Origin of the sequence: Bosea sp. RAC05, from assembly GCF_001713455.1 — a bacterium.
Lineage (GTDB): Bacteria > Pseudomonadota > Alphaproteobacteria > Rhizobiales > Beijerinckiaceae > Allobosea.
In genome coordinates, this window is record NZ_CP016464.1 from 3,104,491 (window position 1) to 3,130,573 (window position 26,083).

A 26,083-nucleotide genomic window follows, 5' to 3' on the forward strand; every position below is an offset into this window, starting at 1 on the left:
AGCGTCTGCGAGCCCCTTGCGGCGGAACCACCGCGCCCGCCGACGGTTGAAGCAGCAAGCCAGCAGGAGCTCCGACATGACCCATCACACCGACCAGACCCAGGTCTGGGACCTGATCGACGACATCAAATTCGCGATGCTCGTGACCCATGACGGCGACGGCGACGATCTGCGCGCCCGCCCGATGCACGCCCATGGCATGCGTGACGAGGACACGGTCTACTTCCTGACCGACCGTCGCCATCTCAAGGACGACGAGATCCGCATCAACGACAATGTCTGCCTCGCCTTCGCCGACAACAGCGGCATGCGCTACGTCTCCGTCACCGGCACGGCGACGGTCGTCGACGACCGCGCCAAGGTGAAGCAGCTCTGGGAGCCCAGCAACAAGGCCTTCTGGGACAGCGAGGACGATCCCAACATCCGCGTCCTGCGGGTCCGCCCCTCGGTGGCGGAGTTCTGGGCGAGCCCCGGCAAGATCGTGACGACGGTGAAGATGGCGGCCGCCGCCCTGACCGGCACCAAGCCCGATCTCGGCGTCAACCGGAAGGTGGTGCTGTGATGAACCTGCTCGTCCACGCCGTCGGCGCCTGGGTCGCGGCGGAAGCCGCGTCGGGCCGCTATCCCCGTCCGGTCGCCATCGGCCTCGCGATGCTGGTCTCGCGGCTCGGCGCGCCGACCGCGATGATGACGCTCGCCGCCTTCGCCTTCAAGCGCCTCGATCAGGCCGGTGCCTTCGGAAGGCTGAAGCCGGCACCGGCGAACAAGAGCCGTCGCCTCGCCGACCGCTGAGCGACCGGCGCGCCGCGGTCAGTTTCGGCCGCCGCGCGCCACCCGCTCGATCTCGGCGCGCACCAGACGCTCGACCATGGTCGGCAGATTGTCGTCGAGCCAGGTCTTGAGCATCGGCTTCAGCATGTCCTTGACCAGATCCTCCAGCGTCCGCGCATTGTTCGTGAGCACGGTATGGGCCAGCTGGCCGAAGGCACTGGTCACGGCTGAGCTGGTCTGATCGGACAGCAGCTGCGCCATGTCGAGCGCCGGCTGGGGAGCGGGCGCAGCCGCGAAGATCGGCGCGGCGACAGGCTCCGGCTCCGGTGCCGGGGGCGGCAGGACGGGTTCGGGAGCCGGCGGCGGCTCCAGAAAATCGACATCGCCCTCGGTCAGTTCGGCCGGCTCGTCGGCCGGCATGATCCGCGCCGCTTCGGCGCCGAGATCGAGGACGTCGTCATCCTCGACAGGCGGTGGCGGCGGCGGTGGCGGCGCTTCCTCTTCCAGCGCAATCGGCGCAGGCTCGATGGGCGCGGCCTCTTCGGCCGGCTTCTCGTCGTCCGAGATGATCCGCCGGATGGAGGCGAGGATCTCCTCCATCGACGGTTCGTTGGGCTTCGGTTGCGCGCTCATTGGATCCGGACCACTCGACTCCGGGCGCACCGACAGAATCAAAGCCGCCCAGTGATCGAGTATTTCACGCAGGTGATGTCAGGCAAGGCACGTCGCAGGGTCGCCCACAGGGAAAGCGCGCCTGTTGCGCGAATACCCCGCGCTGGAAGCCCGATCAGGCTCGGGCGCCCCGCCGACGGCGCCAGCCGGACTCAGCGGCCGTCCGGCGTCTGCGTGCCCCAGAGCAGGCCCTTGACCTGGTCGTAATGCTTGCGCTCGTCATAGGCTTCCGCCCGGAGCTTCAGCGTGTTGGCCGAGAGACGGCCGATCGCCGACAGCACCGAATAGGACGCGACGACGCGGTCGCGCTGCGCCGTCACCAGCGTCGAGCGCGCGCTGACCAGTTCCTGCTGGGCGTTGAGCACGTCGAGCGTGGTGCGCTGGCCGACCTTGGCCTCCTCGCGCACGCCCGACAGCGCCGTTTCCGCCGCCTGGACCTGGGCCTGCGCGGCGACGATCTGCGCCTTGGACGCCTCGAGCCCGCCCCAGGCCGAGACGACGGCGGCGCGGACGGTGTCGCGCTGGGTGTCGACCTCGATGCGGCGCTGGCCGGCGGTTTCCTTGGCCTGCCGGGTCCGCGAATAGACCTGCCCGCCCTCGTAGATCGGGATGGTGAGCGTGCCGACGACGCTGGCGGAGGTGCGGTTGTCGCCGAAGACGCTGCTGTCATAGCGCTGCTGCACGAGACCGCGGACGCCGAGCACCGGATAGAGATCGGCCTCCGTCACCTTGACCTGGAGCTCCGCCGCATCGACGCCGTGCAGGGAGGCGATGATCGCGGGGTGACCTGAGAGCGCGGTGTCCAGCGCCGCCGGCAGCGACTTGGGCAGCAGGTTCTCGACCGGCTTGCCCGGCGCCAGCTGCTTGGGCTCGGCGCCGACATTCTGGCGATAGCGCGCGATCGAGGTCTTCAGATTGGATTCGGCGAGAATGGCCTGGGACTGCGACTGCGACAGCCGCGCCTCGGCCTGAGCGACGTCGGTGCGCGTGACTTCGCCGACCTGGAAACGGTCGCGCGTCTGGCGCAGCTGCTCCTCGAGCACCTCGACGTTGTTGCGGTTGAGGGTCAGGATCGCCGTGTCCCGCAGCACGTTCATGTAGGACGTCGCGGCATCGAGCAGAACGTTCTGCTCGGTGTTGCGCAGCGTGGCGCGGGCGCCCAGCACCTGCGATTCGGCCTGGCCGACCGAGTTGCGGGTCTTGCCGCCATCGAAGATGTTCTGGTCGACCTGGACGCCACCGCCGCGAGGAGCGAGCCGCGTCGTCGAGGTTCCTGCCCCCGGAATATTGGCATCCGTGATGCTGGCGCCGATGTCGGCCGAGGCCGTGATGCGGGGCCGGTAGCCCGAGAGTGCCTGGGGAACGTTCTCGTTGGTCGCCCGCAGCGAGGCGCGCTGGGCATTCAGCGTCGGGTTGCCGGCATAGGCGCGCGCCAGCGCCGCCTCCATGGTCTGGGCCAGAGCCGGCGACGCCCCTGAAGCGATCATGAGGCCCAGCGCAACCGCCAGCCCCGATACGCCGATCTTCCTACCGTCGAACCACTTCACCACAGGACGCCTCATGTGCGGACTCAAGTCGCGCCCAGGCATCGCCCCAGCCTCGGCATACTAACAAAGGATACATAGCCCGCCGCGCGCCGTCCGCCAACGCGCAGAAGCGGCTTCGCCGACTTTGCCTGTGGCTGTGCCGCAAAAATGCGACACTGCCTGTCCTCAGAACACGAATTCCGGCTTCCTGCGGAACTCTTCGAGCGCCGGCGCCGCCGCGTCGAACACGGCGCGTCCCGACGATTTGCCGCCGCTCTTCTGGTAGAGCTTCACGCGGGCCGCGCGACCGCTGCCCTCGACCACGACGAGCCGGCCACCGTCGCGCAGCAGCGCAAACAGCGTCTCCGGTGTCGTCTCGCAGGCGCCCGATACGAGAATCGCGTCGAAGCTGGCATCCGCCGGCTTGGCCGCCGCAGCCGTGACCGTCGCACCCGCCTGGGTGAGAGCCGCCTTGGCCTGTTCGAGCGCGGGCGCATCCGGCTCCCACAGGGTCGTCTCGGCGCCCATCTGCGCCATCAGGGCGGCGCCGTATCCGGTGCCGCCGCCATAATCGAGCGCCCGCTCCCCGGCCTGCAGGTCGAGCACCTGGATCATGCGGACCAGCACCATCGGCGTCATCAGCGCCCGCCCGGTACCCGGCAGCGCCACCGCCTGGTCGAGATAGGCCAGATGCGACAGCGACGCCGGCAGGAAGGCCTCGCGCGGCACCGTGTCGGCCGCGGCCAGCACGGCGCGGTCCGTCACGTCATAGGTGCGCAGCTGGCAGTCGACCATCATGCGGCGCAAGGCGGCGAAACTGTCCATGTCCCGAATTCTCCGTGCACCCCAAAAAACGAGGCCGGCCGCGCGTACAGGCGGCGTTTGCGCCGAGGCCTGTGCCCCGCAACGTCGCCCGCGGCGGCCATGCCTGCTTTCTGTTCGAGTGCGCTGCAAAAGGCAAGACGCCGGCTCGCCGCCTGCCCCGGAGCGCGCAGCCGATGCCGCCCTGCCCGCATGGCGCGAAACGTCCGGGCCGGAGCAAGCGCCATCACGTGTCCGGCCCAAACGACATGACGTAACATTATCAATGATTCGCGTGGGTGGCCGCATGTTCGACACGAAGTCTCTGTGCCTGAATCTCATCGAGCGCTCGGATGTGGCGACGGCCCTCTCGACCAGCGGCCAGGTCGATGCGCGCTATCTCGCCGCCAACGGGACCTATCTGACCCTGATCGAGCGGATCTGGGACGAGCTCGACGGCCAGTCGCTCATCGGCAAGGGCAGCGCGATCGACGATGCCGCACGCGAGCGAAGGCTCGGGCTGCTCGACCGGCAGGGCTTCTACGATTGCGAGCAGGCCGTGATCGGCACGGCATCGGGCCGCCGCGTCGCCGTCGAGATCAGTGCCCAGCGCATCTGGTGCAGCGGTCTCGCCTGCGACCTCGAGTTCTTCAGGCCCCTTTGTCCTCCCGCGGACCCGGTGGAGGCGAGCGATCACGACGCACTGCCGCTTCCTCGCGCCTGCTTTCGGCCGGAACTGCAGGCCAGTCTGCAGATGCTCTCGGGCTTCGACCGGACCATTCTGATGCGGCGGATGCTGACCGCCGTGGCCGAGGGCGGGCTGCTGGTCGCCAAGGTCGCCCCGAATCCGTCGATCATCCGCTTTTCCGAAGTGTTGCGGAATCGGTTGGCGCCCTATCTGTCAGCCGAACGAGGTGGGGCCGGGACCAAGCTGGACTTCTCGGCGCTCGATGCCGCCGCCGCCGAGCGACATCTGCTCGACATGGCCGGAGACATCTGGAGCCTGATCCATTTCGCGAAGGACGCGGACGCCGCCCGCCTGCTGGAGAGGCTCGTCGCGCCCTACACGCGGCCGGCGTCCCTGGTGGTCGGCGAAACCGGCTCATGACATGCGCAGACGCGCAACGGCAGAACACGGCTGCTGCCTGATTGAGCGATCGGTCGGTCGGGAAAAGATTGGAGGCCTCGCCCGGAATCGAACCGGGGTGCAAGGATTTGCAGTCCTCTGCGTAACCACTCCGCCACGAGGCCTTCCGCGGGCCGAAACGCCGCAGCGCCAACCCGATGGCCCGCTATAACCATATGCGGGGCCGCGCCGCAACTGCCATGCGAGGGGAACGGCGCAGATGAGCGCCATTCCCGGCGGACGGTCGGAAAAGGGGTTGCGTCGTCGGAACGGCGTGGCTATACGCGGCCACCGATCCCGGATAGCTCAGCGGTAGAGCAATCGACTGTTAATCGATTGGTCGCAGGTTCGAATCCTGCTCCGGGAGCCAGTGTTTCGAAAGGCCCGTGCCAAGGCACGGGCCTTTCGCTTTTCGAGCCTGGTCGCGCCGCCGCGCCGGACCCCGTGCCGGCAGCTCCTGCACCGGCCAAGCCTCGGTCCAGACGGGGACGCAAAGCCCCGCACGGGATGATCGATGCCGCGCCCTGCACTGGTGCAACCATCCGGCCCGTGAGACGTTGGGGTGTGAGAGGCCGCAGGGCCAGGAATCTCACCCGGGGACACGACACATGCGCAACCTGATTCTCGCGGCCGCGATGACGCTGGGCCTGGGCCTGGTCCCCGGCTCCCTGGCAGCGGCGCCCGCCGCCTCGCTGCCGGTCCCGCTGACGGCCATGGCCGAGCAGACCATGCCGGACATCGAGCTTGCCCAGACCCGCGGCAATGCTGGCCCGGGAGGCGGCTATTACGGACCGCGAAGCGGGTATTACGGGCCGCGCAACCGCTATCGCGGTCGGGGCTATGGCTATCGCCGCTCCTACGGCCCGCCGCCGCGCGTCTACGGACGCGGCTACTATCGCCGCGACCGCCAGTGGGACCGCACCTGGTGACCCGCCGGGGCGGTTGACCGGCGGGCCGCGCGTTGGCGGCCCGCCTGCTTCCTCCTGCCGCATTCGGCCGGCTGGCGCCGCGGGCAGCCAGGCGTTAGCTCTCGCGAATGGCAGCCACATCCCTTCACTGGTTTCGCGACGACCTGCGCCTCGCCGACAATCCGGCCCTGGCGGCGGCCGTCGAAAACGGCCCGACCCTGTGCCTCTACATCCTTGACGAGGGCGGCGCGCGCCGTGCTCCCGGTGGCGCGAGCCGCTGGTGGCTGTCGCGGTCGCTGGCGTCGCTCGGCGCCTCGCTCGCGCAGCGCGGCGGCGAACTCGTGATCATGCGGGGCGATCCGGCCGCAATCCTGCCGCGCGTCGCGGCGCAGGCGAAGGTCGATCTCGTCACCTGGAACCGGCGCTATGAGCGCGAGACGATTGCCCTCGACACGGACCTCAAGACCGCACTGACGGCGGCCGGCCATCGCGTCGCCACCTTCAACGCCGCGCTGCTGAACGAACCCTGGCAGGTCACCACCAAGACCGGCGACCCGGTGAAGGTGTTTTCGCCCTATTGGCGCGCCGCGCGGGCACTCGGGGAGCCATCCGCACCCGGCCCGGCGCCGGCCCGGATCGTCCCGCTGCCGCTGCCGGCCGGGCTGTCGACGATGGCCGCTCGACCTGAGAATCTCGCCCTCGAGCCGACCACACCGGACTGGGCCGGCGGCCTCCGCGAGGCCTGGACGCCCGGCGAGGCCGGCGCGGCTACGGCGCTGACCGATTTTCTCCGCGGCCCGCTCGACGGCTATGGCGAGGGCCGCAACCGGCCCGATTATGTCTCGACCTCGCGGCTGTCGCCGCATCTGCGCTTCGGCGAGATCGGCCCCCGCCAGATCTGGCATGCGACGCGCAGTGCCGTCGAAAGCGGCGAGGCGAAGGCCTCCACCTCCGATGCCGAGAAGTTCCTGTCGGAGATCGGCTGGCGCGAATTCTCCTACCACCTGCTGTTCTACAATCCCGAGCTGGCGACACGGAACTTCAACGCCCGCTTCGACGCCTTCCCCTGGCGCCGCGACGAGGCCGCGCTGAAGGCCTGGCAGCGCGGAGCGACAGGCTATCCCATCATCGATGCCGGCCTGCGCGAGCTCTGGACCACCGGCTGGATGCACAACCGCGTCCGGATGATCGTCGCCTCCTTCCTGATCAAGCATCTGCTGATCGACTGGCGCGAGGGCGAGGCCTGGTTCTGGGACACGCTGGTCGACGCCGATCCGGCCAACAACGCCGCGAGCTGGCAGTGGGTCGCGGGCTCGGGCGCCGACGCCGCGCCCTATTTCCGGATCTTCAACCCGGTCACGCAGGGGCTGAAGTTCGATCCCGACGGCCTTTATGTCCGTCGCTGGGTCCCCGAGATCGCGGCCTTGCCGGACGCGCTGATCCACGAGCCCTGGAAGGCCGATGCCGGCACCCTGCGCAGCGCCGGGATCGGGCTCGGCGAGAGCTATCCGCGGCCGATCGTCGATCTCGACGCCGGCCGCGAGCGGGCGCTGGCGGCCCTGGCCGCGACCCGGGACTGACGCCCGTGGCTCAGAGCGTCCTGGCGCCTTTACGCCGGGACGCCTGCCGCAGCAGCCAGAAATAGGCCGGATAGGGCAGCAGGTTCACTGCCTTGAGCAGCCAGGACAGGCGGCGCGGGAAGGTGATCTCGAAGCCACCCGAAGCCAGACCGTCGGCGATGCGCCGCGCCGCCGCCTCCGGGGTGATGATCAGCGGCATCGGCACCGTCTTGGGGCGCGTCATCGGCGTGTCGACCCAGCCCGGATTGACCAGCTGGAGCGTGATCCCCGCCCGGTCGCAGTCGAATTTCAGCGTCTCGCAGAGATGGATCACGGCCGCCTTGGAGACGCCATAGGCGGAGGCGCCGGGCAGGCCGCCATAGCCGGCGACGGAAGCGGTGACCGCGATCTGCCCGCGGCCACGCGCGCCCATGCGCTCCCGGACCGCCGAGACGCCGCGGGCGACGCCGACCAGATTGACCGCGATGATTCGCTCGAAGGCCTCCATGTCGAGAAGGCCGTCCGACTCGGGCGCGATGCCGGCATTCAGCACGGCGAGCGCGATCGGACCATGAACGCTCTCGATGCCGTCGACCACCGCCTGCATCGCGGCGGCATCGGTGACGTCGCCGGCATGGGCGACGATGCGGCCGGGCAACCCGTCCGCCCGCCGCGCCACATCCTCGAGCAGGTCGAGCCGGCGCGCCGTGATCGCGACGCTCCAGCCGCGCCGCGCCAGTTCGAGCGCCAGCGCCTCGCCGATTCCCGTGCTCGCGCCGGTGATCCAGGCGATGCCGTCGCTCGGCTGCATGCGCGGCAGGGACATGGGACCTCGCTGAAGGGGGAGATCGCTTATGTAGGACTTGCGCCGGGCGGACGGAAGCCCTCCTCCGTCGTCACCGAGGCGGACCGCCCACATCAGCGCGCTGTAGCGCGGGCGCCGGGATCGGTGCAGTCTCGCCAGGCCATGCCGATGCCCCCGGCGCGACCGCCGGGACGATTCTCAAGAGTGCGAGACCGATGACCACCGCCCTGCTCTTCCGCGACGACGCCTATCTCGCCGAGACCCCGGCCACCGTGCTGGCGGTGAACGAGCGCGGCGGCATCGAACTGGACCGGACGGTCTTCTACGCCACCGGCGGCGGCCAGCCCGGCGATGCCGGCCTGCTGCGCCGGGCCGACGGCACCACGATCGCGATCGGCAGCGCAATCTATGATCCGCAGGACCGCAGCCGCATCCTGCATGTGCCGGTGGACGGCCAGCCCGCGCCGCAGCCCGGCGAGGCGGTGAGCGCCGTCCTCGACTGGGAGCGCCGGCTCAAGCGCATGCGCATTCACACCGCGCTGCATCTGCTCAGCGTCGTCCTGCCCTTTCCCGTCACCGGCGGCGCGATCGGCGACGGCGATGGCCGGCTGGATTTCGACATTCCCGACGGCGGGCTCGACAAGGCCGAGATCGCCGAAAAGCTGAACGCGCTGGTCGCACGCAACGCCGCCGTGACCGAGCGCTGGATCACCGATGCCGAACTCGACGCCAATCCCGGCCTCGTCAAGACGATGTCGGTCCAGCCGCCGCGTGGCTCGGGCCGCATCCGGCTCGTCGCGATCGGCGACATCGATCTGCAGCCCTGCGGCGGCACCCATGTCCGCAACACCGCCGAGATCGGCCTTGTCGCGGTCACGGATATCGAGAAGAAGGGCAAGCAGAACCGGCGCGTCCGGATCGCGCTCGCCTGAGGGCGACGCCGGATACCAGGACCCATCCACACAAGAAGCCGACGAGGAAACCTCCGCCATGCCCCGCGACACCGTTTTCGTCTCGACCGAGTGGCTCGCCGAGCGCCTGGACGCGCCCGACATCGTCGTGGTCGACGGCTCCTGGTATCTGCCGGTCCATGCCCGCGATCCCCATGCGGACTATGCCGAGCGGCGCATTCCCGGCGCCCTTCGCTTCGACATCGACGCGGTCAAGGACACCGGCTCCGACCTGCCGCACATGCTGCCGCGCCCGGAGGCCTTCGCCGCCGCGGTCGGCGCCATGGGCATCGGCGACGGCATGCGCATCGTCGTCTATGACGGGCTCGGCCTGTTCTCGGCGCCGCGCGTCCGCTGGACCTTCCGCACCTTCGGCGCCAAGGACGTCGTGATCCTCGAAGGCGGCTTCCCGAAATGGCAGGCCGAAAACCGCCCGATCGAGCATGGCCCGCCGCGCAGCCGCGCCGCGCGCAGCTTCACCGCCCGCCTCGACCATTCCGCCGTGGCCGATGCCGGCGATATTGCCCGCGCCCTGGCCGAGGGCACTGCGCAGGTCGTCGATGCTCGCCCGGGCGACCGCTTCCGCGGCGAGGCGCCGGAGCCGCGCGCCGGCGTCCGCTCCGGCCACATGCCCGGCTCGCTCAACCTGCCCTTCCCGGCCATCGTCGAGAACGGGCAGCTCCGGTCGCCGGAGGCCATCGCCGCCGCCTTTGCCGAGGCCGGCGTCGATCTCGACCGGCCGCTGATCACGAGCTGCGGCTCGGGCGTCTCGGCGGCGATCCTGTCGACGGCGCTGGAGACGATCGGCAAACCGGCCCGCGCCCTCTATGACGGCTCCTGGGCCGAATGGGGCGCCAGCGACCGGCCCCTCGCGACGGGGCCGGCGAAGCGCGGCTAGCCGCGCCGCCTCCCGTTGACCGGCACGTCGCCGGACGATACTCAACCACCGGGATAACCATTCTGGACGGCAGGCGACACGGCCTGCTGTCACAGGCGGGTCGTGGTGCCCGTCATAAGGCTCCTCACCCACACAAACCGAGAGGCGGCTGCGACCGTCGCGGACAGCAGCACGGACAGCGACGATGACGCCCGCCCCTGACATGACGGCAACCCCGGCCAAGGCGACGCGCCGGGACTGGCTCGGGCTGGCCGTGATCGCCCTGCCCTGCCTGCTCTATTCGATGGACCTCACCGTCCTGAACCTCGCGATCCCGCAGCTCAGCGTCGATCTCAAGCCGAGCGCGGCGCAACTGCTCTGGATCGTCGACATCTACGGCTTCATGGTCGCCGGCTCGCTGATCACCATGGGCACGCTCGGCGACAGGATCGGGCGGCGCAGGCTCCTGCTGATCGGCGCCGCCGCCTTCGGTCTGGCCTCGATCCTCGCCGCCTTCTCGACCAGCGCCGAGATGCTGATCGCGACCCGCGCTTTGCTCGGCATCGCCGGCGCGACGCTGGCGCCCTCGACGCTGTCGCTGATCCGCAACATGTTCCTCGATCCCAAGGAGCGCAGCTTCGCGATCGGCATCTGGATCGCCAGCTTCTCGGCCGGCGGCGCGATCGGCCCGCTCGTCGGCGGGCTCCTGCTGGAGCATTACTGGTGGGGCTCGGTCTTCCTCGTCGGCGTACCCGTGATGATCCTGCTGCTGATCCTCGGCCCGATCCTGCTGCCGGAGTTCAAGGACCCGCAGGCGGGGCGGGTCGATCTCGCCAGCGCGGCGCTCTCGCTGGCGGCGGTGCTGGCGGTGATCTACGGCATCAAGCACATGGCGGAGCATGGCGCCGGCTGGCAGGCCGCGCTGCCCATCCTCGCCGGCGTCGCCATCGGCAGCCTCTTCCTGCGCCGGCAGCGCCGTCTCGCCGATCCGTTCCTCGACCTGCGCCTGTTCCGCAATCCGGTGATCAGCGCAGCGCTGGCAATCAATGTGCTCGGCTTCCTCTTCCTGTTCGGGAGCTTTCTCTTCATCGGCCAGTATCTGCAGCTGGTGAAGGGCTTCTCCCCGCTCGAGGCCGGGCTCTGGAGCCTGCCGTCCGCGCTGGCCTTCATCCTGGGCACGCCGATCGTGCCCGTGCTCGCCCACCGCTTCCGGCCGGCCCAGATCATGGCGATGGGTCTGACCATGGCGGCGCTGGGCTTCGCCCTGCTCTCGCGCATCGACATCGACTCGAGCGTCGGCCTGGTCGTCGTCGCCTCGGTGATCTTCTCGCTCGGCTTCACCCCGGTCGTCGCGCTGACGACGGAGCTCGTCGTCGGCAGCGCCCCGCCCGAGCGCGCCGGCTCGGCCGCGGCGATCTCCGAAACCAGCCTGGAGTTCGGCGGCGCCGTCGGCATTGCGGTCCTCGGCAGCATCGTCACCGCCGTTTATCGCAGCCAGATGGCCCTGACCCAGCCGGGCGGTCTGGCCCCCGACGCCGCCCGCAGCGCTGCGGCCACGCTCGGCGGCGCCGTCGCGGAGGCGGCCCGGCTGCCGGCCGACCTCGCCGCGAGCCTGCTGGCGGCCGCGCGGGCCGCCTTCGTCGCGGGCATGCAGCTCTCGGCGCTGGTCGCGACGGTCGGCCTGATCGTCACCGCCGTGATCGCCGTGGTCCTGCTGCGGAAGGTCCCGGCCGCAGCCGCCCACCCGGCCTGACGGAGAGGTGGTTCCCCGGGCGCCGCATCTGCCCTACCCTCGCCGCGGAGGAGCCGCCCGATGAGCGATCACGACCACGACCATCCGCACGATCATGCGCACGACCACGGCCAGGACGACGAGCCGCGCTGGAAGCATGATGGCGTGCGCGTCATCACCGGCGACAGGCTCGATCCCAACACCGCCCAGACGCCGGGCATGTTCCGGCAGGCGGCGATCAACCATGCCCGCGTCGGCGCGCAGAAGATCTGGGCCGGCACGGTTTCGATCCAGCCCAATGCCAAGACTGGCGTGCACCACCATGGCGAGCTGGAGAGCGTGATCTACGTGGTCCGCGGCAAGGCGCGGATGCGCTGGGGCGAGCGGCTGGAGTTCGTTGCAGAAGCCGGCCCGGGCGACTTCATCTATGTGCCGCCCTTCGTGCCGCATCAGGAGATCAACGCCGACCCCGACAACCCGCTCGAATGCGTGCTGGTCCGCTCGGACAACGAGGCGGTGGTGGTCAACATCACCGATGTCGACCCGGTCGAGGCCCCGGAATCGGTCTACTGGGTCGACCCGATCCACAAGCATCCGCCGGGCTGCAGGCCGGTCAGCCGCGGTCCGACGGGCCCTCGCCCTCGGCCGTCATGACGTGAATGCCTTCCGGCATGAGGGCGACGGTGACCACCGAGCCGGGCCCCAGCCCCGTCCTGCGGGCATAATGCGCAGGCAGGGTCATCGACAGCACGGGCGCGTCGGGCCCGTCGAGGACGACGGTGACGGCCAGGCTCTCGCTGAGATGGACAAGATCGCGGATCGTCGCCGAAAAGCGGTTGGGCTGGCTGTCGGCCTGGTCGAGGTCGGTGCGGCTGAGCAGCACCTGCGTTCCCGCGATCGCCCAGGCCACCTTCGCCCCGGCCTGCTGGGCCTCGCTGCGCGCGGCCTGCAGGATCCGGCCGTTCCAGTCGAGGATCGTCAGCGGCCCGGCCTGCGACAGGATGCGGGCCTCGAAGACGTTCCGCAGATCGACCAGCCGGGCCGCCTGCACGCTCGCCGGCCGGGCCAGGACATCGCGCGGCGTCCCGGTCTGGAGGATCCTCCCCCGGTCCAGCAGGCACATCCGGTTGGCGACGCGCGCCGCTTCGTCGAAATCATGCGTCACGACGAGGATCGGGATCGGGAAGGCGCGACTCAGCTCCCGCAGTTCGCCGTAGAGCCGCTGGCGCGTCACCCGATCGACGGCGGAAAACGGCTCGTCGAGCAAAAGAACGTCGGGATCGCGCGCCAGCGCCCGCGCGACGGCGACGCGCTGCTGCTGGCCGCCTGAGAGTTCCGCCGGCCTGCGCCCGTGGAGATCACCCAGATGGACGAGTTCGAGCAGTTCGCTGGCCCGGCGCGACCGCTCCTGACGGGGCAGATGGCCGAGCGCCGCCGCCACATTCGCCAGCGCCGTCATATGGGGAAACAGCGCGTAGTTCTGGAAGACGAGGCCGACCCGCCGGCGATAGGGCGGCCAATCGATCCGGCGCGACGTGTCCAGCCAGGTCGCCGCTCCCACCGAAACCTGTCCGACCTCGGGACGATACAGGCCGGCGATGCTGCGCAGGATCGTCGACTTGCCGCTGCCGGAAGGCCCCACCAGGGCCAGGACATCGCCGGCCGCGCAGGACAGGGTCAGATCCAGCGGGATCGGTCCCTTCTGCTGCAACGTGACCGTGAGCGCATCGTCAGCCATGCCGGCGTCCGACCTGCGAGGAGAGGCGGTAGATCAGTCCCAGCGTCGCCAGCGACATCACCAGCAGCGTCGCGGCCATGATCCCGGCGCTGGCCGTGTCGAAGGCCTGAACCCGGTCATAGATCGCGATCGCGACGGTCTTCGTTTCCCCCGGGATCGATCCGCCGACCATCAGGACGACGCCGAACTCGCCCAGGGTGTGGGCGAAGGTCAGCACCAGCCCCATCAGGATCCCCTGCCAGGCCAGCGGAAGCTCGATCCGCCGCAGGACGGACCAGGGCGACAGGCCCGACACGGCGGCCGCCTCGCGGATTTCGGGCGCGATCGCCTCAAAAGCCCGCTGCGCCGGCTGGATCGCGAAGGGCAGATTGACGATCACCGAGGCCAGCACCAGCCCCTCGAAGGAAAAGACGAGGTTGTGCCCGAAGGTCGCGGCCCAGACCTGGCCGATCGGGGTCGCCCCGCCGACGCTGACCAGCAGGTAGTAGCCGACGACCGTCGGCGGCAGCACCAGCGGCAAGGCCAGCGCCGCCTCGACGAAGCCCTTTCCGGAGAAGCGGGCATAGGCGAGCCAGCGTCCGACGAACACGCCGACCGGCAACAGCACCGCCACGGTCACGAGACCCAGCTTGATCGAGAGCGAGAACGCGACCCAGTCCACGAGCGCCCCTATTCGCCGGGCAACAGAAAGCCGTAGCGCTTCAGCACGGCGCGCGCGGCAGATGACTGGATATAGTCATAAAACGCCCGCGACACCGCATCGGCTCCCTTCAGCAGCACCATGCGCTGACGCAGCGGCTGGTGCTGCTCGGCCGGGATGAGCGCGTAGGTCCCAAGCTGCGCCACCTGCGGCGCCAGGGCCAGCGACAGGGCGAAGATGCCGCCCTGCGTCGAGCCCGATGCGGCGAACTGAGCCGCCTGGCTGACATTCTCGCCGAACACCAGCCGCGGGCGCACCGTGTCCCAGAGCCCCGCCGTCGTCAGCGCCTCCTGGGCGGCGCGGCCGTACGGCGCATGCTCGGGATTGGCGATGGCGAAGCGCGTGATCCGGCCATCGGCCAGCGCCGCCTTCAAATCCGCCAGCAGCGGATCGGGGCTCCAGGTCGCTCCTTTCGGCGCGAACAGGACGATGCGACCGACCCCGTAGAGGGTGCCGCGATCGACTGTCAGCCTCCTCTCGTCCAGTTCGAAGACGAAGCCCTCATCGGCCGACAGGAACAGCTGGAACGGCGCCCCTTGCAGGATCTGCGTCTTGAAATTGCCAGACGAGCCATAGGTCGGCACGACGCTCCGCCCGGTCTCCCTGGCGAAGGCGGCGATCACCTCGTCGAGGGCGAACTTGAGGTCCGATGCAGCCGCGATCCGTGGCGCAGGGGTCTGCGCGGCTGCTGGCGCCACGGCTCCGAAGGCCAGCGCCAGGCCAACCAGCGCCAGGCCGACCAGGGTCAGACGCATACCCCGGCGCAGCGCGTGTGCAACATGCGACAGCATGGCCCCCTCCATCGTTATATCCCAAGAACTATAACGATGGAGCGCCCGCTCGCCACAACAATCTGCCGGCAAGCCTGTGGCGTGTTTCGCAGGCATCCCGCAGGCCCATCGCCGCCTTGGGCAAGGCGCGGGCGATGCTCTACCATGCCGCCATGCCCGAGGACGCAACCATGCACGCACCGCCCGAGACCCGCCCCGCGCTCAGGCTCGGTCTGCGGCTCGATTTCACGCCCGGCGGCCGGCTCGGTCCGGGCAAAGCCGATCTGCTCGAGGCGATCGCCAGCACCGGCTCGATCTCGGGCGCGGGCCGGGCGATGACGATGTCCTATCGCCGGGCCTGGCTGCTCGTCGACGATCTCAACCGCATGTTCCGCCAGCCTCTGGTCGAGGCGCAGCCCGGCGGCGCTCAGGGTGGCGGCGCGCGGCTGACGCCGCTCGGACACGAGGTCCTCGCCCATTACCGGGCGGTCGAGCGCACGGTTCTGGAAGCGGCGGCCGCGCCGATCGAGGCGCTGCGTGGCGCCATCGATCCGACCCCACGCCCGGCCAAGGCACAGCCGGCAGAAGCGCAGGAGTGAAACGATGAACATCGGCGAGGCTGCGCGGCAATCGGGCGTCAGCGCCAAGATGATCCGCTATTATGAGAGCATCGGGCTGATCACGGCGCCGCAGCGGACGCAGGCGCAGTACCGCGTCTATGCCGGGGATGATCTGCACACGCTGCGCTTCATCCGCCGCGCCCGCCATCTCGGCTTCTCGCTCGACGAGACGCGCGCCTTGCTCGCGCTCTGGCGCGACAAGAGCCGCGCCAGTTCCGATGTGAAGCAGCTTGCGATGAGCCATGTCCGCGATCTCGAAGCCAAGGCGGCCGAGCTCCAGGCCATGGCCGGTACGCTGCGCCATCTCGCCGAGACCTGCCAGGGCGACGGCCGGCCCGACTGCCCGATCCTCAGCGATCTCGCCGCGCCACCCTCCGCCACCTGCTGCTGACAGGGCAGCCTGCCGGCCATGCATGAAACTGCCCTGAAATCGGCCCGGCCATGCGTCTGCCGGCTGGACGGGACGGGGCGCGATTGGTCATATGCCGGCCTGACCAAGGCAGGACCATCATGGACAACCGAAACGATCTCTGGCGCCACGTCGATGCCAACAAGGAGCGCCTGATCGCGCTGAGCGAGCGGGTCTGGGGCATGCCCGAGGTCTGCTACACCGAGACGCGCTCCTGCGCCGAGCATGAAGCCGAGCTGGTGCATCAGGGCTTCCGCGTCACCAAGGGCATCGCCGACATCCCGACCTCCGTGATCGGCGAGGCCGGCGAAGGCGGACCCGTGATCGCCTTCATGGGCGAATATGATGCCCTGCCCGGCCTGTCGCAGGAGGCCGGCGTCGCCAGCCACTCTCCGGTCGAGACCGGCGGCCACGGCCATGGCTGCGGCCACAACCTGCTGGGCTCCGCCGCGCTGCTCGCCGCCGTGGCGATGAAGGACTGGCTCGCCGAGCACAAGCTGCCCGGCCGCGTGCGCTATTATGGCTGCCCGGCCGAGGAAGGCGGCGCCGCCAAGGCCTTCATGGTCCGCGCCGGCGCCTTCGACGACGCCGACGTCGCGATCTCCTGGCACCCGTCGAGCTGGTGGGAGGTGGCGCCGCCGCTCGCGCTCGCCAACACCCGGGCCGACTTCACCTTCACCGGCCGCACCGCGCACGCCGCCGCCGCGCCCCATCTCGGCCGCAGCGCACTCGATGCCGTCGAACTGATGAATGTCGGCGTCAACTACATGCGCGAGCACATGCCCAGCGACGCCCGCGTCCACTACGCCGTGCTCGACACCGGCGGCATCGCGCCCAACGTCGTCCAGGCCCATGCCCGCGTCCGCTATTCGATCCGGGCCCGCGACCTGCGCGGCATGCTCGAACTCGTCCAGCGCGTGAAGAAGATCGCCGAAGGCGCCGCGCTGATGACGGAAACCAAGATGGAAATGCGCATCGTCAGCGCCGTCTCCGACCTGCTCGGCAACACCCCGCTGGAGCAGGCGATGCATGGCGTCATGGAAGAGCTCGGCCCGCCGCATTTCGACGACGCCGACCGCGCCTTCGCCCAGGAGATCCGCAAGACCCTGCAGCCGCAGGAGATCGCCTCGATCTGGCGCACGATCGGCATGGAGGACACCGGCGCGCCGCTGGCCGATTTCCTCGTGCCGATGGACGCCAAGCGCAACCCGGCGATCGGCTCGACCGATATCGGCGATGTCAGCTGGGCGGTGCCGACCGTGCAGGCCCATGCGCCGACGGTGGCGATCGGCACGCCTTTCCACACCTGGCAGGTCGTCGCCCAGGGCAAGACCCCGGCCGCCCACAAGGCGATGGTCCATGTCGCCAAGGCGATGGCCGCGACCGGCGCCGCCGTCCTGCTCGATCCGGCGCTGATGGCCGCCGCCAAGGCCGACCACAAGAAGCGCCTCGGCGCGGAGGGCTACACCTCGCCGCTCCCGCCCGAGGTCAAGCCGCCGCTGACGATGTCGCTGGGCGGGTGAGTTGCTGAGGCTTGTCCAGGAAGCTCCGTCATCCTGGACAAGCCGCGTAGCGGCGCAGGCCGGGATCCATCCTAGGGCTCCGTTGGCGCCCTAGGATGGATCCCGGGACGACCTGCGGTCGCCCCAGGATGACGGCGGAAGCGGATGCGAAGGTGCTACCGCAGCCCGTCCTCGCCCTTGATCTGGTCCTTGGTCAGCCCGCCGATGCGCGGCAGCGGCCGGCCGGAATCGGTCACCGCGATCGCGACCAGGATTTCGCCGGCGCGCGGGGCGTCCGTCACCCGCACCTCGACGGCGTCGAAATGCGAGCGGACAAAGGCCGCGTCCTTGTGGCCGAGCGGCACGTCGATCGGCGTGCCCAGCCCGCCGCGCTTCTTGGCGGAGGGAATCAGCGCCGGGCCCTTGCCGAGCGCGGCGCGCACCGGCGTGCCCATCTTCGGATGCAGGATCGCCGCGGCATGTTCCAGCTCGCCGCCCTCGCCGACGATCGCCGCCTTGCCGAAGCTCTCGGCCTGGCCGGGCTCGATGCCCAGCGCCGCGAGGCAGCGCTTGGTCAGGAGATCGCCGAGTTCGACGCCGATCTCGGTCAGCTCCCCGAGATCGTCGCGGTAGCCTCCGGCGAAGGGGTTGGCGATCACGGCGACCGAGACCGCGCGCCGCGTCGGCGGCGAGACGGATCGGCCCCCTTCGATCAGGGTTTCGTCGACCTGGGTGAGGATCTTGCGGATGGTCGCGGGCATGATGGGCTCCGGCGGAAAGAAGGATGTCGGGGCGGGGCGCGCGCTCAGCGCTGCCCGTCCCAGACGCTGATCTGGTCGGCGCGCAGGCCGCCGACGCGCTCATGGATGCGCGCGCCTGTGGTCATGACGAGGATGAGCACCATCTCGTCGGCCTGGGGCGAGCCGGGCACGCCGACCTCAACCGCGCCGAAATGGCTGCGCACATAGCAGGCGTTGATATGGGTGACGGGAATGTCGATTCGTGCGCCCGGCCCGGCGACCTTCTTGGTCGAGGGCACGATCGCCTTGGCGTTGCCGAGGATCTCGCGCATCGCGTAGCCGCCCGGCACATGCCACAGCGCGCCATGCTCCAGTTCGCCGGCCGCGCCGACGACGGCGCCCTTGCCATAGCCCTCGACGGTCGCGGGATCGCCGCCGAGCGCGTTGAGGCAGCGCGTCGCCATCTCCAGCCCCGCGGGCTTGAGCGCCTCCATCATCGGCATGATGTCGGGCTCGTAGCGGCCGGCATAGGGGTTGGTCAGCACGGCGCAGACGGAGGCGATGCGCTCGGTGCGGCCGGGCAGCGGGCCGAATTCGTGGAAGATCTCCTCGACCGTGGTCTGGATGCGGCGGATCTCGACGAGCACGCTCATGGGACGACCTCTCAAACGACCGCAGGCGCGCTGTGCGACGGCGGCGTCGAGCGCGAGCGCCCGGTCCGCACCAGCCCGTCGATGACGACCATGCCGATGCCGGGGATGTCGCCGAGCGACACCGCCTCCAGCAGGCCCTTGCCCGAGGAATGCTGGGGCTTGTCGAGGAACACGAAATCGGCCGGATAGCCCACGGCGATCAGCCCGGCATCGAGCGAGCGCCGGCGCGCGACATTGCCGGTGGCGAGGCAGAAGGCCTGCTCGGCCGGCAGTCCGCCGAGGCTCGACAACAGCGTGATCATCCGCAGCATGCCGTTGGGCTGGACGCCGGAGCCGGCAGGCGCATCGGTGCCGATCAGCACATCCGCCAGCCGCCCGGCCTCGCGCGCCGCCTCCAGCGCCACCAGCGCCGATTTCTCGTTGCCGTTGTGGACGACCTCGAGCGCGCCCTTGGCCTTCTCGCAGAGGATGCGGATGTCGGCATGGGCGATCGAGGTCGGCCCGCCATTGATGTGGCTGACGACGTCGGGCTGAGCCTCCAGCACGTCGTCCTTGTTGACGAAATGCGAGCCGGCGATCGAGGGGCCGCCGGTGTGCATGATCGATTCGAGCCCGATCTCGCGGCACCAGTCGGCGACGCGCTTGGCGTCGGGCCCCTTGGCGACGGTGCCGAGCCCGATCTCGCCGATATGCCGGATGCCGAGCGCCTTCAGCTCCTCGAAGACCTCGCGGCCGAAATCGAGCTCCGCGACCGGCGCACCCGCGATCACCTTGGCGCCCGCCGGCCGGAAATTCTGGAAGCAGCGCTGCGCCGTGACCGCCAGCGCCTTGACGCCGATCGCATCCTTCGGCCGGCCCGGCAGATGCACCTCGCCGGCCGAAACCAGCGTGGTGACGCCGCCATTCACCCCCATCTCGATCCAGCCCAACTGGTTCTGGCGCGGCGTCCAGTCGCCGAAGACAGGGTGGCAATGGGAATCGATCAGCCCCGGCGACAGGCCTGAGCCCTTTGCGTCGATCACGGTGTCGGCGCCGGAGCCATCGAGATCGGCCACCTTGCCGATCGCGGCGATGCGCCCGTCGACGACGACGATCGTGTCCGCATCGAGGATCGGCTTGTTCAGATCGCCCGAGAGCAGCAGGCCGATGTTGCGCACCACCAGCTTGCCCTTGGCGGGTCCCGCCGCGACGTCGTGAGCCATCTGGATCTCCGCAGCCCTGCCGCCGGCACCTCGATGGGACAGGCGGCGATTGAATGTGTAATAACAATCATGGAGAGGCCCGCCGCTGCTGGCAAGGGGCTGGCCAAGGGCCTGACAAGGGTCTGGCGCGCTGCTGGCGAGGGCGCCCGCTTGCGCCTGAGCGCCCACCGCCGAGGAGGCTAGAAGACCGCCATGACGCGCATCGAGTCCCCCATCGTCGAGGTGGATGGCGAGACGCCTGCCGACGCTATCAGGCGCGGGCGCAAGCCCGCCGAGAGCTATGTGCTCGAGGAGCAGGTCGGCTTCCTGATGCGGCGCGCGCAGCAGCGCCACATCGCGATCTTCCAGCGCATCATGGGCGAGGACGGGCCGACGCCGACCCAGTTCGCCGCGATGGCGAAACTTAGCGGCGGCGAGGATATCTCCCAGAATCAGCTCGGTCGGATGACCGCCATGGACCCGGCCACGATCAAAGGCGTCATCGCGCGCCTCGCCGAGCGGGGGCTGGTCGAGCGTCGCCCGGACCCGGACGACCAGCGCCGCGTCCGCGTCCGCCTGACGCCGGCCGGACTGGAGGCGATGCCGGGCCTGACCGAGAAGGCGCGCGCCATCACGGCCGCGACGCTGTCGCCGCTCTCCCGCGAGGAGGCCGAGCGCCTGCTCGCTCTGTTGGCGCGTCTCGATTGAGCACCGGCTGCCCGCAAAATCTGCTTGCGCCACCTTGTTTGTATACTAACAATAATCAGCACGGGTTCCGGATCGTCACAGTCTAGGGGAGCTGGCCATGGCGCGCTATCTGCGGCCCACCACGCTGGAGGAGGCGCTGGCGCTGCGCGCGCAGGCCGGCGAGACGCCCCTGGCGCTCCTCGCCGGCGGCACCGATGTCTATCCGGTCCGTACGCATAAGAGCGCCTGGTTCCAGCCCTTCAGCCGTGATGTGCTCGACCTCGGCGCCGTGCCCGAACTCTCCGCCATCCAGCATGACGCCGCGGGAACCCGCATCGGCGCGACCGCGACCTGGAGCGCCGTCGCCGAGGCCGCGCTCCCGCCCTGTTTCGACGCCCTGAAGCAGGCCAGCCGGCAGGTCGGCGGCGTGCAGATCCAGAATCGCGGCACGATCGGCGGCAACCTCTGCAACGCGTCGCCGGCCGCCGACGGCGTGCCGCCCCTGCTGGCGCTCGACGCGCAGGTCGAACTGGCGAGCCTGCGCGGCCGACGCCAACTGCCGCTCGCAGACTTCGTGCTGGGCAACCGCCGCACCGCATTGGCGCCCGACGAGATCCTGGTCGCAATCCACATCCCCGCGCAGCCCGAGGGCGCCCGCGCGACCTTCCTCAAGCTCGGCGCACGGGCCTATCTCGTCATCTCCATCGCCTCCGTCGCCGCCGTGATCGCGACCGACGCATCGGGACTGGTTACTGCCGCCCGCATCGCCGTCGGCGCCTGCTCGGCGGCGCCGCAGCGTCTCGCCACGCTGGAGGCCCGGCTCGTGGGCCAGCCGGCGAGCGCCGATCTCGCTGCCCTCGTCCAGTCCGACGACCTCGCCGCTCTGGCGCCGATCGATGATGTCCGCGCCAGCGCCGCCTATCGCCGCGATGCGGCACTCGTGCTGGTGCGCCGGGCTCTGACCCAACTCGCCGGCAAGCCGATGGAGGCCGCAGCGTGACCATCCATGACCGCTCGGCTCTCGCCGCCACCGCTCATGCCGCGGACGCCATCGCCTTCCGGCTCAACGGCGCCGATGTCGCGCTGGGCGACGCGCCCGACAGCCGCCTCAGCGAAGTCCTGCGCGCGAGCCTCGGCGCCACCGGGACCAAGGTCGGCTGCGACGCCGGCGATTGCGGCGCCTGCACCGTCCTGATCGACGAGGCCCAGGCCTGTGCCTGCCTCGTTCCGGTCGGCCAGATCGCCGGCCGCGACGTGCTCACCGTCGAGGGGCTGGCGGAGACGGCGATCGGCGCGGCGCTCCAGCAGGCCTTCCAGCTGCATGGCGCGGCCCAGTGCGGCATCTGCACGCCGGGCATGCTGATGGCGGCCTATGATCTGCTCCGGCGCACCCCGCAGCCCGGCGAGCGCGAGACGCTGGACGCGCTCGGCGGCGTGCTTTGCCGCTGCACCGGCTATCTCAAGATCGTCGAGGCGGTGCGCGACGCCCATCGCTTCATCGGTAGCGGGACGATCGTCACCCAGGTCGAAGGTCCTTCGATCGGCACGCGTCTGGCCCGTCTCGACGGCGCGCCCAAGGTCGCCGGCACCGAACGCTACGGCGCCGACAGTGCGCCCGACGATGCCCTCTGGCTGCGCGCGATCCGCTGCCCGCATCCGCGCGCGCGCTTCACGCTGGGCGATCTCGAGGCCTTCGTCGCCGCGCGGCCGGGGCTGGTGCGGGTCTTCACCGCGCAGGACGTGCCGGGCGAGAACTCCTTCGGCATCTATCCGCATCTCAAGGACCAGCCCGTCTTCTCAACCGGAGAGACGCGCTATCGCGGCGAATGCGTGCTGGCCGTGGTCGGCGAGAAGGAGGCGGTCGAGGCGCTGAGCATCGACGACATGCCGATCGCCTGGGAGCCGCTGCCGGCGATGGTCGGCAGCGCCGCGGCGCTGGCCGAGGGCGCCTTCACCCTGCACGACTTCGTGCCCGACAATGTGCTGACGCGCGGCCGCGTCGAGCGCGGCGATGTCGAGGCGGGCTTCGCGCAGGCCGCCCATGTCGCCCAGGGCGCCTTCGAGACCGGCTTCGTCGAGCACGCCTATATCGAACCCGAAGCCGGCTATGCAAAACGCATCGGCGATACGATCGAGATCTTCGCCTGCACCCAGGCGCCCTATATGGATCGAGACGAGGTCGCCCGCGTGCTCGGTCTGCCGCTGGAGAGCGTCCGCATCCTGCCCTCCGCCTGCGGCGGCGGCTTCGGCGGCAAGCTCGACGTCTCGCTGCAGCCGATGCTGGCGGTCGCGGCCTGGGTGCTGGAACGGCCGGTGCGCTGCGTCTTCTCGCGCATCGAATCGATGATCTCCTCGACCAAGCGCCATCCCTCCTCGATCCAGGCGAAGGCCGCTTGCGATGCGCAAGGCCGGCTCGTCGCCTATGCGATGGAGGGCGATTTCGACACCGGCGCCTACGCCTCCTGGGGGCCGACTGTCGCCGGCCGCGTGCCGGTGCATGCGACGGGGCCCTACAAGGTGCCCCATGTCCGCAATCTCTCGCGGGCGATCTACACCAACGGCCCGCCCTCGGGCGCCTTCCGCGGCTTCGGCGTGCCGCAGGCGGCGCTCGCCCAGGAGAGCCTGTTCGACGATCTCGCCACGGCCGCCGGCCTCGACCGCCTTGAATTCCGGCTGATCAACGCGATCCGCGCCGGCGACACGACGCCATCAGGCCAGCGTCTCGAAGCCAGCGCCGGGCTGGCCGAATGCCTGGAGGCGCTGAAGCCGCACTGGCAGCGGTTGCTGGCGGACGCGGCCGCCTTCAATGCGAGTGAGGGTCGCACCCGCCGCGGCGTCGGCATCGGCTGCATGTGGTACGGCATCGGCAACACCGGCATGTCGAACCCCTCGACCATGCGGGTGACGCTGTCGCAGGACGGCCGCCTGACCTTCTGGAACGGCGCGGTCGATATCGGCCAGGGCTCGACCACCGTCCTGACGCAGATCGCGGCGGACGCGCTCGGGCTGCCGGTCGAGCGCTTCGACCTGGTGCTCGGTGACACCGCCCTGACCTTCGACGCCGGCAAGACCTCCGCCTCGCGCCAGACCTTCGTCTCCGGCCGGGCCGCCGAGGCCGCCGCCGCCGCGCTGCGCGCCGAGATCCTGCGCCTGACCAATGCCGGCCCAATGGCGCGGCTGGCCCTGGAGGGGACGAGCGTCACCGTCGAGGAGAACGGCGTCGTCGCGCGGATCGACCTCGCCGCCCTGCCCGCCCAGGCCGACGGCACGGTGCTGGAGGGAATCGGATCCTTCGATCCGCCGACCGTCCCGCTCGACGCGATGGGCCAGGGCGTGCCTTACGCCACCTATGGCTTCGCCGCGCAGATCGCCTCGCTCGATGTCGATCTCGATCTCGGCACGATCAGGCTGAACCGCATCGTCGCCGCCCATGACGTCGGCCGCGCGATCAACCCGATGCTGGTCGAAGGCCAGATCCATGGCGGCATCGCCCAGGGCATCGGGCTGGCGCTGATGGAGGAATACCTTCCCGGCCGCACCGAGAACCTGCACGACTACCTGATCCCGACCGCCGGCGACGTGCCGCCGATCGACATCATCCTGGTCGAGGACCCCGAGCCGCTCGGCCCCTCCGGCGCCAAGGGCATCGGCGAACCGGCGCTGGTGCCGACGGCGCCCGCGATCCTCGGCGCGATCCGCCATGCCACCGGCGTCACCCCGCGCCAGGTGCCCGTGCTGCCGCACCGACTCTGGGAGTTGCTGCGCGCCAAGGAGGGTCGCTCGTGAACGAGATCAACCCGATGACGACGCAGGATAGCGTGCTCGCCGAGCGCTCGCGCAAATTCGGCGTCGCCGAGGGCGATGAGGGCATCGTCCGCTGCGACGCCTGCCCGGTGCTCTGCCGGATCAGGCCGGGCCGCGCCGGTGCCTGCTCGCGCTATGCCAACGAGAACGGGCTCTTGATCCGCACCGATCCGGTCGTGCTGCTGGCGGAAGCGGTGGAGGGCGGCCAGCCGCTCGTCGCCTTTGCCGAAAACGCACAGGACTGGAACGGCTCGATCCTGCCCGCCGAGCGCGTCTTCGTCACCGGCATCGGCTCGGGCACCACCTATCCCGACTACAAGCCCGCGCCCTTCATCGTCTCGTCGCAGCATGAGGGCGTCGACACGGTGACCGTGGTGACCGAGGGCATCTTCTCCTATTGCGGCCTCAAGGTGAAGATCGACACCGATCGCCATCTCGGCCCGGAGACCGCGGCGATCCGCGTCAACGGCGAACAGGTCGGCCATGTCACCACCGCCGAATACGGCTCGCAGATGCTCTCCATCGGCGGCGTGCGCCATCTCACCGGTGGCTCCAAGAAGGAGGGCAACACCACCTGCGAGACGATGCTGAAGCTCGGCAACGGCGAGGCGGTCGAACTCACCATCGATGGCGGCCATGGCGTCGTCGTCCAGGCCGGCCAGGCGCCGATCGTCGACGGCAAGCCCGAGACGCGCATGCGCGTCGGCTGCGGCTCGGCCACGATCGGCATCTTCGCCAAGCAGTGGCAGGGCCATGTCGACGAGGTCATCGTCGTCGACGACCACATCACCGGCGTGCTGACCGAGCATCAGGCCGGGCGCGTGCTCGACATGAAGCCGACCGGCATCCGCGTCCGCGGCCGCAAATCCACGCCCGGCCGCTATTTCCAGGTCGCGCAGCCCGGGCTGGGCTGGGGCGGCACCGACATCACCGACCCGCTCTCGATCATCCAGAAGATCGACCCGGGGACCGCCTGGCCGGGCATGCGGCTGCTGATGACCTCGACCACCGGCGAGGACTCGCTCTACTGCATCCTCGACGAGAACCTCATGCCGGTGGAGGCGGAGATGCCGGCCGCCGTGCGCCAGGTCGTCGAGCGCATCGGCGAGAACTGCGAGCCGTCGCTCTGCAGCGTGCTGTTCGTCGCCGGCGCCGGCGGCTCGCTGCGGGCCGGCGTCACCGAGAACCCGATCCTGCTCACCCGATCCGTGCAGGGTGGCACGACGCGCGTCACCATGGGCGGCGCGCCGGTCTATGTCTGGCCCGGCGGCGGCATCACCGTCATGGTCGATGTGCTGCGGATGCCCCGGAACGCCTTCGGCTATGTCCCGACGCCCGCCATCGTCGCACCGATCGAGTTCACCTTGCCGCGCGAGCTCTATCTCGCCTGCGGCGGCCATGCCGAGGAGATCGTTCCGGTCGAGGAGGTCCTGCGCGCCCATGGCGGCCAGGCCCGGATCGAGGGTGGCGCTGCGGAGAACCCCTGGCCGCTGCGGCGGGGCTGACATGCCCCGTCATTGCGAGCGCAGCGAAGCAATCCAATTTCGTCGGG

26 protein-coding genes and 2 tRNA genes are annotated in these 26,083 nt (G+C 70.1%); 17 read left to right on the forward strand and 11 right to left on the reverse strand.

Annotated features, from left to right (window positions below; translation table 11 throughout):
- The first annotated feature begins 76 nt into the window (after positions 1–76).
- Positions 77–562 (forward strand): pyridoxamine 5'-phosphate oxidase family protein, encoded by a 486-nt coding sequence (locus tag BSY19_RS18125; protein ID WP_069055366.1) that lies wholly within the window; start codon positions 77–79, stop codon positions 560–562.
- Complete coding sequence (locus tag BSY19_RS18130; RefSeq protein WP_069055367.1) at positions 562–792, forward strand: hypothetical protein; 231 nt, start codon at positions 562–564, stop codon at positions 790–792. The genes BSY19_RS18125 and BSY19_RS18130 overlap by 1 nt, the downstream gene beginning before the upstream one ends.
- Positions 793–810: 18 nt before the next feature.
- Here BSY19_RS18130 and BSY19_RS18135 read toward each other — a convergent pair whose 3' ends face one another.
- The 3 genes from BSY19_RS18135 to BSY19_RS18145 form a co-directional block, all read right to left on the reverse strand.
- Complete coding sequence (locus BSY19_RS18135; RefSeq protein ID WP_150129663.1) at positions 811–1,404, reverse strand: PopZ family protein; 594 nt, start codon at positions 1,402–1,404, stop codon at positions 811–813.
- Between the two features lie 191 nt (positions 1,405–1,595).
- Positions 1,596–3,005, reverse strand: a complete 1,410-nt coding sequence (locus BSY19_RS18140) for a TolC family outer membrane protein (protein ID WP_069055369.1) — start codon at positions 3,003–3,005, stop codon at positions 1,596–1,598.
- A 150-nt stretch (positions 3,006–3,155) separates the two neighbouring features.
- A complete protein-coding gene (locus BSY19_RS18145; protein ID WP_069055370.1) occupies positions 3,156–3,794 on the reverse strand; it encodes a protein-L-isoaspartate O-methyltransferase family protein in 639 nt (212 codons plus the stop codon).
- A gap of 283 nt (positions 3,795–4,077) precedes the next feature.
- Here BSY19_RS18145 and BSY19_RS18150 point away from each other — a divergent pair, with 283 nt between their 5' ends.
- Positions 4,078–4,878 (forward strand): hypothetical protein, encoded by an 801-nt coding sequence (locus BSY19_RS18150; protein WP_069055371.1) that lies wholly within the window; start codon positions 4,078–4,080, stop codon positions 4,876–4,878.
- A 69-nt stretch (positions 4,879–4,947) separates the two neighbouring features.
- On the opposite strand, the gene BSY19_RS18155 is transcribed toward BSY19_RS18150, so the two are convergent.
- Positions 4,948–5,021 (reverse strand) — tRNA-Cys (locus BSY19_RS18155).
- A gap of 170 nt (positions 5,022–5,191) precedes the next feature.
- Here BSY19_RS18155 and BSY19_RS18160 point away from each other — a divergent pair.
- The 3 genes from BSY19_RS18160 (at position 5,192) to BSY19_RS18170 (ending at position 7,384) form a co-directional block, all read left to right on the forward strand.
- Positions 5,192–5,266: transfer RNA gene (locus tag BSY19_RS18160), tRNA-Asn, on the forward strand.
- 238 nt (positions 5,267–5,504) lie between these two features.
- Positions 5,505–5,825, forward strand: a complete 321-nt coding sequence (locus tag BSY19_RS18165; protein ID WP_069055372.1) for a hypothetical protein — start codon at positions 5,505–5,507, stop codon at positions 5,823–5,825.
- A 107-nt stretch (positions 5,826–5,932) separates the two neighbouring features.
- A complete protein-coding gene (locus tag BSY19_RS18170) occupies positions 5,933–7,384 on the forward strand; it encodes a cryptochrome/photolyase family protein (protein WP_069055373.1) in 1,452 nt (483 codons plus the stop codon).
- Positions 7,385–7,394: 10 nt separating this feature from the next.
- On the opposite strand, the gene BSY19_RS18175 is transcribed toward BSY19_RS18170, so the two are convergent.
- Positions 7,395–8,189, reverse strand: coding sequence for an SDR family NAD(P)-dependent oxidoreductase (locus BSY19_RS18175; RefSeq protein ID WP_069055374.1), 795 nt, complete (start codon positions 8,187–8,189; stop codon positions 7,395–7,397).
- Between the two features lie 194 nt (positions 8,190–8,383).
- Here BSY19_RS18175 and BSY19_RS18180 point away from each other — a divergent pair, with 194 nt between their 5' ends.
- The 4 genes from BSY19_RS18180 (at position 8,384) to BSY19_RS18195 (ending at position 12,381) form a co-directional block, all read left to right on the forward strand.
- Complete coding sequence (locus BSY19_RS18180) at positions 8,384–9,100, forward strand: alanyl-tRNA editing protein (RefSeq protein ID WP_069055375.1); 717 nt, start codon at positions 8,384–8,386, stop codon at positions 9,098–9,100.
- 58 nt (positions 9,101–9,158) lie between these two features.
- The gene (sseA, locus tag BSY19_RS18185) at positions 9,159–10,016 is read left to right on the forward strand and encodes a 3-mercaptopyruvate sulfurtransferase (RefSeq protein WP_069055376.1); all 858 of its coding nucleotides are present in this window, start codon (positions 9,159–9,161) and stop codon (positions 10,014–10,016) included.
- A gap of 184 nt (positions 10,017–10,200) precedes the next feature.
- Entirely contained in the window at positions 10,201–11,748 is a 1,548-nt protein-coding gene (locus BSY19_RS18190) for an MFS transporter (RefSeq protein ID WP_069055377.1), read from the forward strand.
- A 60-nt stretch (positions 11,749–11,808) separates the two neighbouring features.
- Positions 11,809–12,381, forward strand: coding sequence for a cupin domain-containing protein (locus tag BSY19_RS18195; RefSeq protein ID WP_069055378.1), 573 nt, complete (start codon positions 11,809–11,811; stop codon positions 12,379–12,381).
- Here BSY19_RS18195 and BSY19_RS18200 read toward each other — a convergent pair.
- From BSY19_RS18200 to modA, 3 genes are read right to left on the reverse strand one after another with little or no spacing between them, the layout of a single operon-like run.
- Complete coding sequence (locus tag BSY19_RS18200; RefSeq protein WP_069055379.1) at positions 12,341–13,465, reverse strand: ABC transporter ATP-binding protein; 1,125 nt, start codon at positions 13,463–13,465, stop codon at positions 12,341–12,343. The two genes, BSY19_RS18195 and BSY19_RS18200, sit on opposite strands and share 41 nt — an antisense overlap.
- Positions 13,458–14,126 carry a molybdate ABC transporter permease subunit gene (gene modB / locus BSY19_RS18205; protein WP_069055380.1) on the reverse strand — a complete coding sequence of 223 codons (669 nt, stop codon included), beginning with the start codon at positions 14,124–14,126 and terminating at the stop codon, positions 13,458–13,460. The genes BSY19_RS18200 and modB overlap by 8 nt, the downstream gene beginning before the upstream one ends.
- An 8-nt stretch (positions 14,127–14,134) precedes the next feature.
- On the reverse strand, positions 14,135–14,956 hold the full coding sequence (gene modA, locus BSY19_RS18210) for a molybdate ABC transporter substrate-binding protein (RefSeq protein ID WP_236840396.1): 822 nt from the start codon (positions 14,954–14,956) through the stop codon (positions 14,135–14,137).
- Positions 14,957–15,126: 170 nt separating this feature from the next.
- On the opposite strand from modA, the gene BSY19_RS18215 reads away from it, so the two are divergent.
- The 3 genes from BSY19_RS18215 to BSY19_RS18225 all read left to right on the forward strand — a co-directional run bounded on the left by BSY19_RS18215 (position 15,127) and on the right by BSY19_RS18225 (position 17,487).
- Complete coding sequence (locus BSY19_RS18215; RefSeq protein ID WP_069057222.1) at positions 15,127–15,534, forward strand: winged helix-turn-helix domain-containing protein; 408 nt, start codon at positions 15,127–15,129, stop codon at positions 15,532–15,534.
- Between the two features lie 4 nt (positions 15,535–15,538).
- The gene (cueR, locus tag BSY19_RS18220) at positions 15,539–15,946 is read left to right on the forward strand and encodes a Cu(I)-responsive transcriptional regulator (RefSeq protein ID WP_069055381.1); all 408 of its coding nucleotides are present in this window, start codon (positions 15,539–15,541) and stop codon (positions 15,944–15,946) included.
- Between the two features lie 119 nt (positions 15,947–16,065).
- Positions 16,066–17,487, forward strand: a complete 1,422-nt coding sequence (locus BSY19_RS18225; protein WP_069055382.1) for a M20 family metallopeptidase — start codon at positions 16,066–16,068, stop codon at positions 17,485–17,487.
- Between the two features lie 155 nt (positions 17,488–17,642).
- On the opposite strand, the gene BSY19_RS18230 is transcribed toward BSY19_RS18225, so the two are convergent.
- From BSY19_RS18230 to BSY19_RS18240, 3 genes are read right to left on the reverse strand one after another with little or no spacing between them, the layout of a single operon-like run.
- Entirely contained in the window at positions 17,643–18,227 is a 585-nt protein-coding gene (locus BSY19_RS18230) for an amino acid synthesis family protein (RefSeq protein ID WP_069055383.1), read from the reverse strand.
- A 44-nt stretch (positions 18,228–18,271) separates the two neighbouring features.
- A complete protein-coding gene (locus tag BSY19_RS18235) occupies positions 18,272–18,859 on the reverse strand; it encodes an amino acid synthesis family protein (RefSeq protein WP_069055384.1) in 588 nt (195 codons plus the stop codon).
- An 11-nt stretch (positions 18,860–18,870) separates the two neighbouring features.
- Positions 18,871–20,061, reverse strand: a complete 1,191-nt coding sequence (locus BSY19_RS18240; RefSeq protein WP_069055385.1) for an amidohydrolase family protein — start codon at positions 20,059–20,061, stop codon at positions 18,871–18,873.
- A 192-nt stretch (positions 20,062–20,253) separates the two neighbouring features.
- Between BSY19_RS18240 and BSY19_RS18245 the strand changes: the two genes are divergently transcribed.
- From BSY19_RS18245 to BSY19_RS18260, 4 genes are all read left to right on the forward strand, one after another.
- Positions 20,254–20,748, forward strand: coding sequence for a MarR family winged helix-turn-helix transcriptional regulator (locus BSY19_RS18245; RefSeq protein ID WP_069055386.1), 495 nt, complete (start codon positions 20,254–20,256; stop codon positions 20,746–20,748).
- A gap of 97 nt (positions 20,749–20,845) precedes the next feature.
- A complete protein-coding gene (locus BSY19_RS18250; RefSeq protein ID WP_069055387.1) occupies positions 20,846–21,727 on the forward strand; it encodes an FAD binding domain-containing protein in 882 nt (293 codons plus the stop codon).
- Positions 21,724–24,513 (forward strand): molybdopterin-dependent oxidoreductase, encoded by a 2,790-nt coding sequence (locus BSY19_RS18255; protein WP_236840397.1) that lies wholly within the window; start codon positions 21,724–21,726, stop codon positions 24,511–24,513. Before BSY19_RS18250 ends, BSY19_RS18255 begins: the two co-directional genes overlap by 4 nt.
- Positions 24,514–24,527: 14 nt before the next feature.
- The gene (locus BSY19_RS18260) at positions 24,528–26,036 is read left to right on the forward strand and encodes a 6-hydroxynicotinate reductase (RefSeq protein WP_069057224.1); all 1,509 of its coding nucleotides are present in this window, start codon (positions 24,528–24,530) and stop codon (positions 26,034–26,036) included.
- Positions 26,037–26,083: the final 47 nt, after the last annotated feature.

Excerpts from the sequence above, each read along its gene's own strand:
- BSY19_RS18240 (WP_069055385.1), bottom strand. The coding sequence starts at position 20,061 with ATGGCTCACGACGTCGCGGCGGGACCCGCCAAGGGCAAGCTGGTGGTG.
- BSY19_RS18260 (WP_069057224.1), top strand. The coding sequence starts at position 24,528 with ATGACGACGCAGGATAGCGTGCTCGCCGAGCGCTCGCGCAAATTCGGC.
- BSY19_RS18135 (WP_150129663.1), bottom strand. The coding sequence starts at position 1,404 with ATGAGCGCGCAACCGAAGCCCAACGAACCGTCGATGGAGGAGATCCTC.
- BSY19_RS18140 (WP_069055369.1), bottom strand. The coding sequence starts at position 3,005 with ATGAGGCGTCCTGTGGTGAAGTGGTTCGACGGTAGGAAGATCGGCGTA.
- cueR (WP_069055381.1), top strand. The coding sequence starts at position 15,539 with ATGAACATCGGCGAGGCTGCGCGGCAATCGGGCGTCAGCGCCAAGATG.
- modA (WP_236840396.1), bottom strand. The coding sequence starts at position 14,956 with ATGCTGTCGCATGTTGCACACGCGCTGCGCCGGGGTATGCGTCTGACC.
- BSY19_RS18165 (WP_069055372.1), top strand. The coding sequence starts at position 5,505 with ATGCGCAACCTGATTCTCGCGGCCGCGATGACGCTGGGCCTGGGCCTG.
- BSY19_RS18200 (WP_069055379.1), bottom strand. The coding sequence starts at position 13,465 with ATGGCTGACGATGCGCTCACGGTCACGTTGCAGCAGAAGGGACCGATC.
- BSY19_RS18180 (WP_069055375.1), top strand. The coding sequence starts at position 8,384 with ATGACCACCGCCCTGCTCTTCCGCGACGACGCCTATCTCGCCGAGACC.
- BSY19_RS18225 (WP_069055382.1), top strand. The coding sequence starts at position 16,066 with ATGGACAACCGAAACGATCTCTGGCGCCACGTCGATGCCAACAAGGAG.
- BSY19_RS18170 (WP_069055373.1), top strand. The coding sequence starts at position 5,933 with ATGGCAGCCACATCCCTTCACTGGTTTCGCGACGACCTGCGCCTCGCC.
- BSY19_RS18150 (WP_069055371.1), top strand. The coding sequence starts at position 4,078 with ATGTTCGACACGAAGTCTCTGTGCCTGAATCTCATCGAGCGCTCGGAT.
- sseA (WP_069055376.1), top strand. The coding sequence starts at position 9,159 with ATGCCCCGCGACACCGTTTTCGTCTCGACCGAGTGGCTCGCCGAGCGC.
- BSY19_RS18215 (WP_069057222.1), top strand. The coding sequence starts at position 15,127 with ATGCACGCACCGCCCGAGACCCGCCCCGCGCTCAGGCTCGGTCTGCGG.
- BSY19_RS18175 (WP_069055374.1), bottom strand. The coding sequence starts at position 8,189 with ATGTCCCTGCCGCGCATGCAGCCGAGCGACGGCATCGCCTGGATCACC.
- BSY19_RS18235 (WP_069055384.1), bottom strand. The coding sequence starts at position 18,859 with ATGAGCGTGCTCGTCGAGATCCGCCGCATCCAGACCACGGTCGAGGAG.
- BSY19_RS18190 (WP_069055377.1), top strand. The coding sequence starts at position 10,201 with ATGACGCCCGCCCCTGACATGACGGCAACCCCGGCCAAGGCGACGCGC.
- BSY19_RS18250 (WP_069055387.1), top strand. The coding sequence starts at position 20,846 with ATGGCGCGCTATCTGCGGCCCACCACGCTGGAGGAGGCGCTGGCGCTG.
- BSY19_RS18230 (WP_069055383.1), bottom strand. The coding sequence starts at position 18,227 with ATGCCCGCGACCATCCGCAAGATCCTCACCCAGGTCGACGAAACCCTG.
- BSY19_RS18130 (WP_069055367.1), top strand. The coding sequence starts at position 562 with ATGAACCTGCTCGTCCACGCCGTCGGCGCCTGGGTCGCGGCGGAAGCC.
- BSY19_RS18145 (WP_069055370.1), bottom strand. The coding sequence starts at position 3,794 with ATGGACAGTTTCGCCGCCTTGCGCCGCATGATGGTCGACTGCCAGCTG.
- BSY19_RS18125 (WP_069055366.1), top strand. The coding sequence starts at position 77 with ATGACCCATCACACCGACCAGACCCAGGTCTGGGACCTGATCGACGAC.
- BSY19_RS18245 (WP_069055386.1), top strand. The coding sequence starts at position 20,254 with ATGACGCGCATCGAGTCCCCCATCGTCGAGGTGGATGGCGAGACGCCT.
- BSY19_RS18195 (WP_069055378.1), top strand. The coding sequence starts at position 11,809 with ATGAGCGATCACGACCACGACCATCCGCACGATCATGCGCACGACCAC.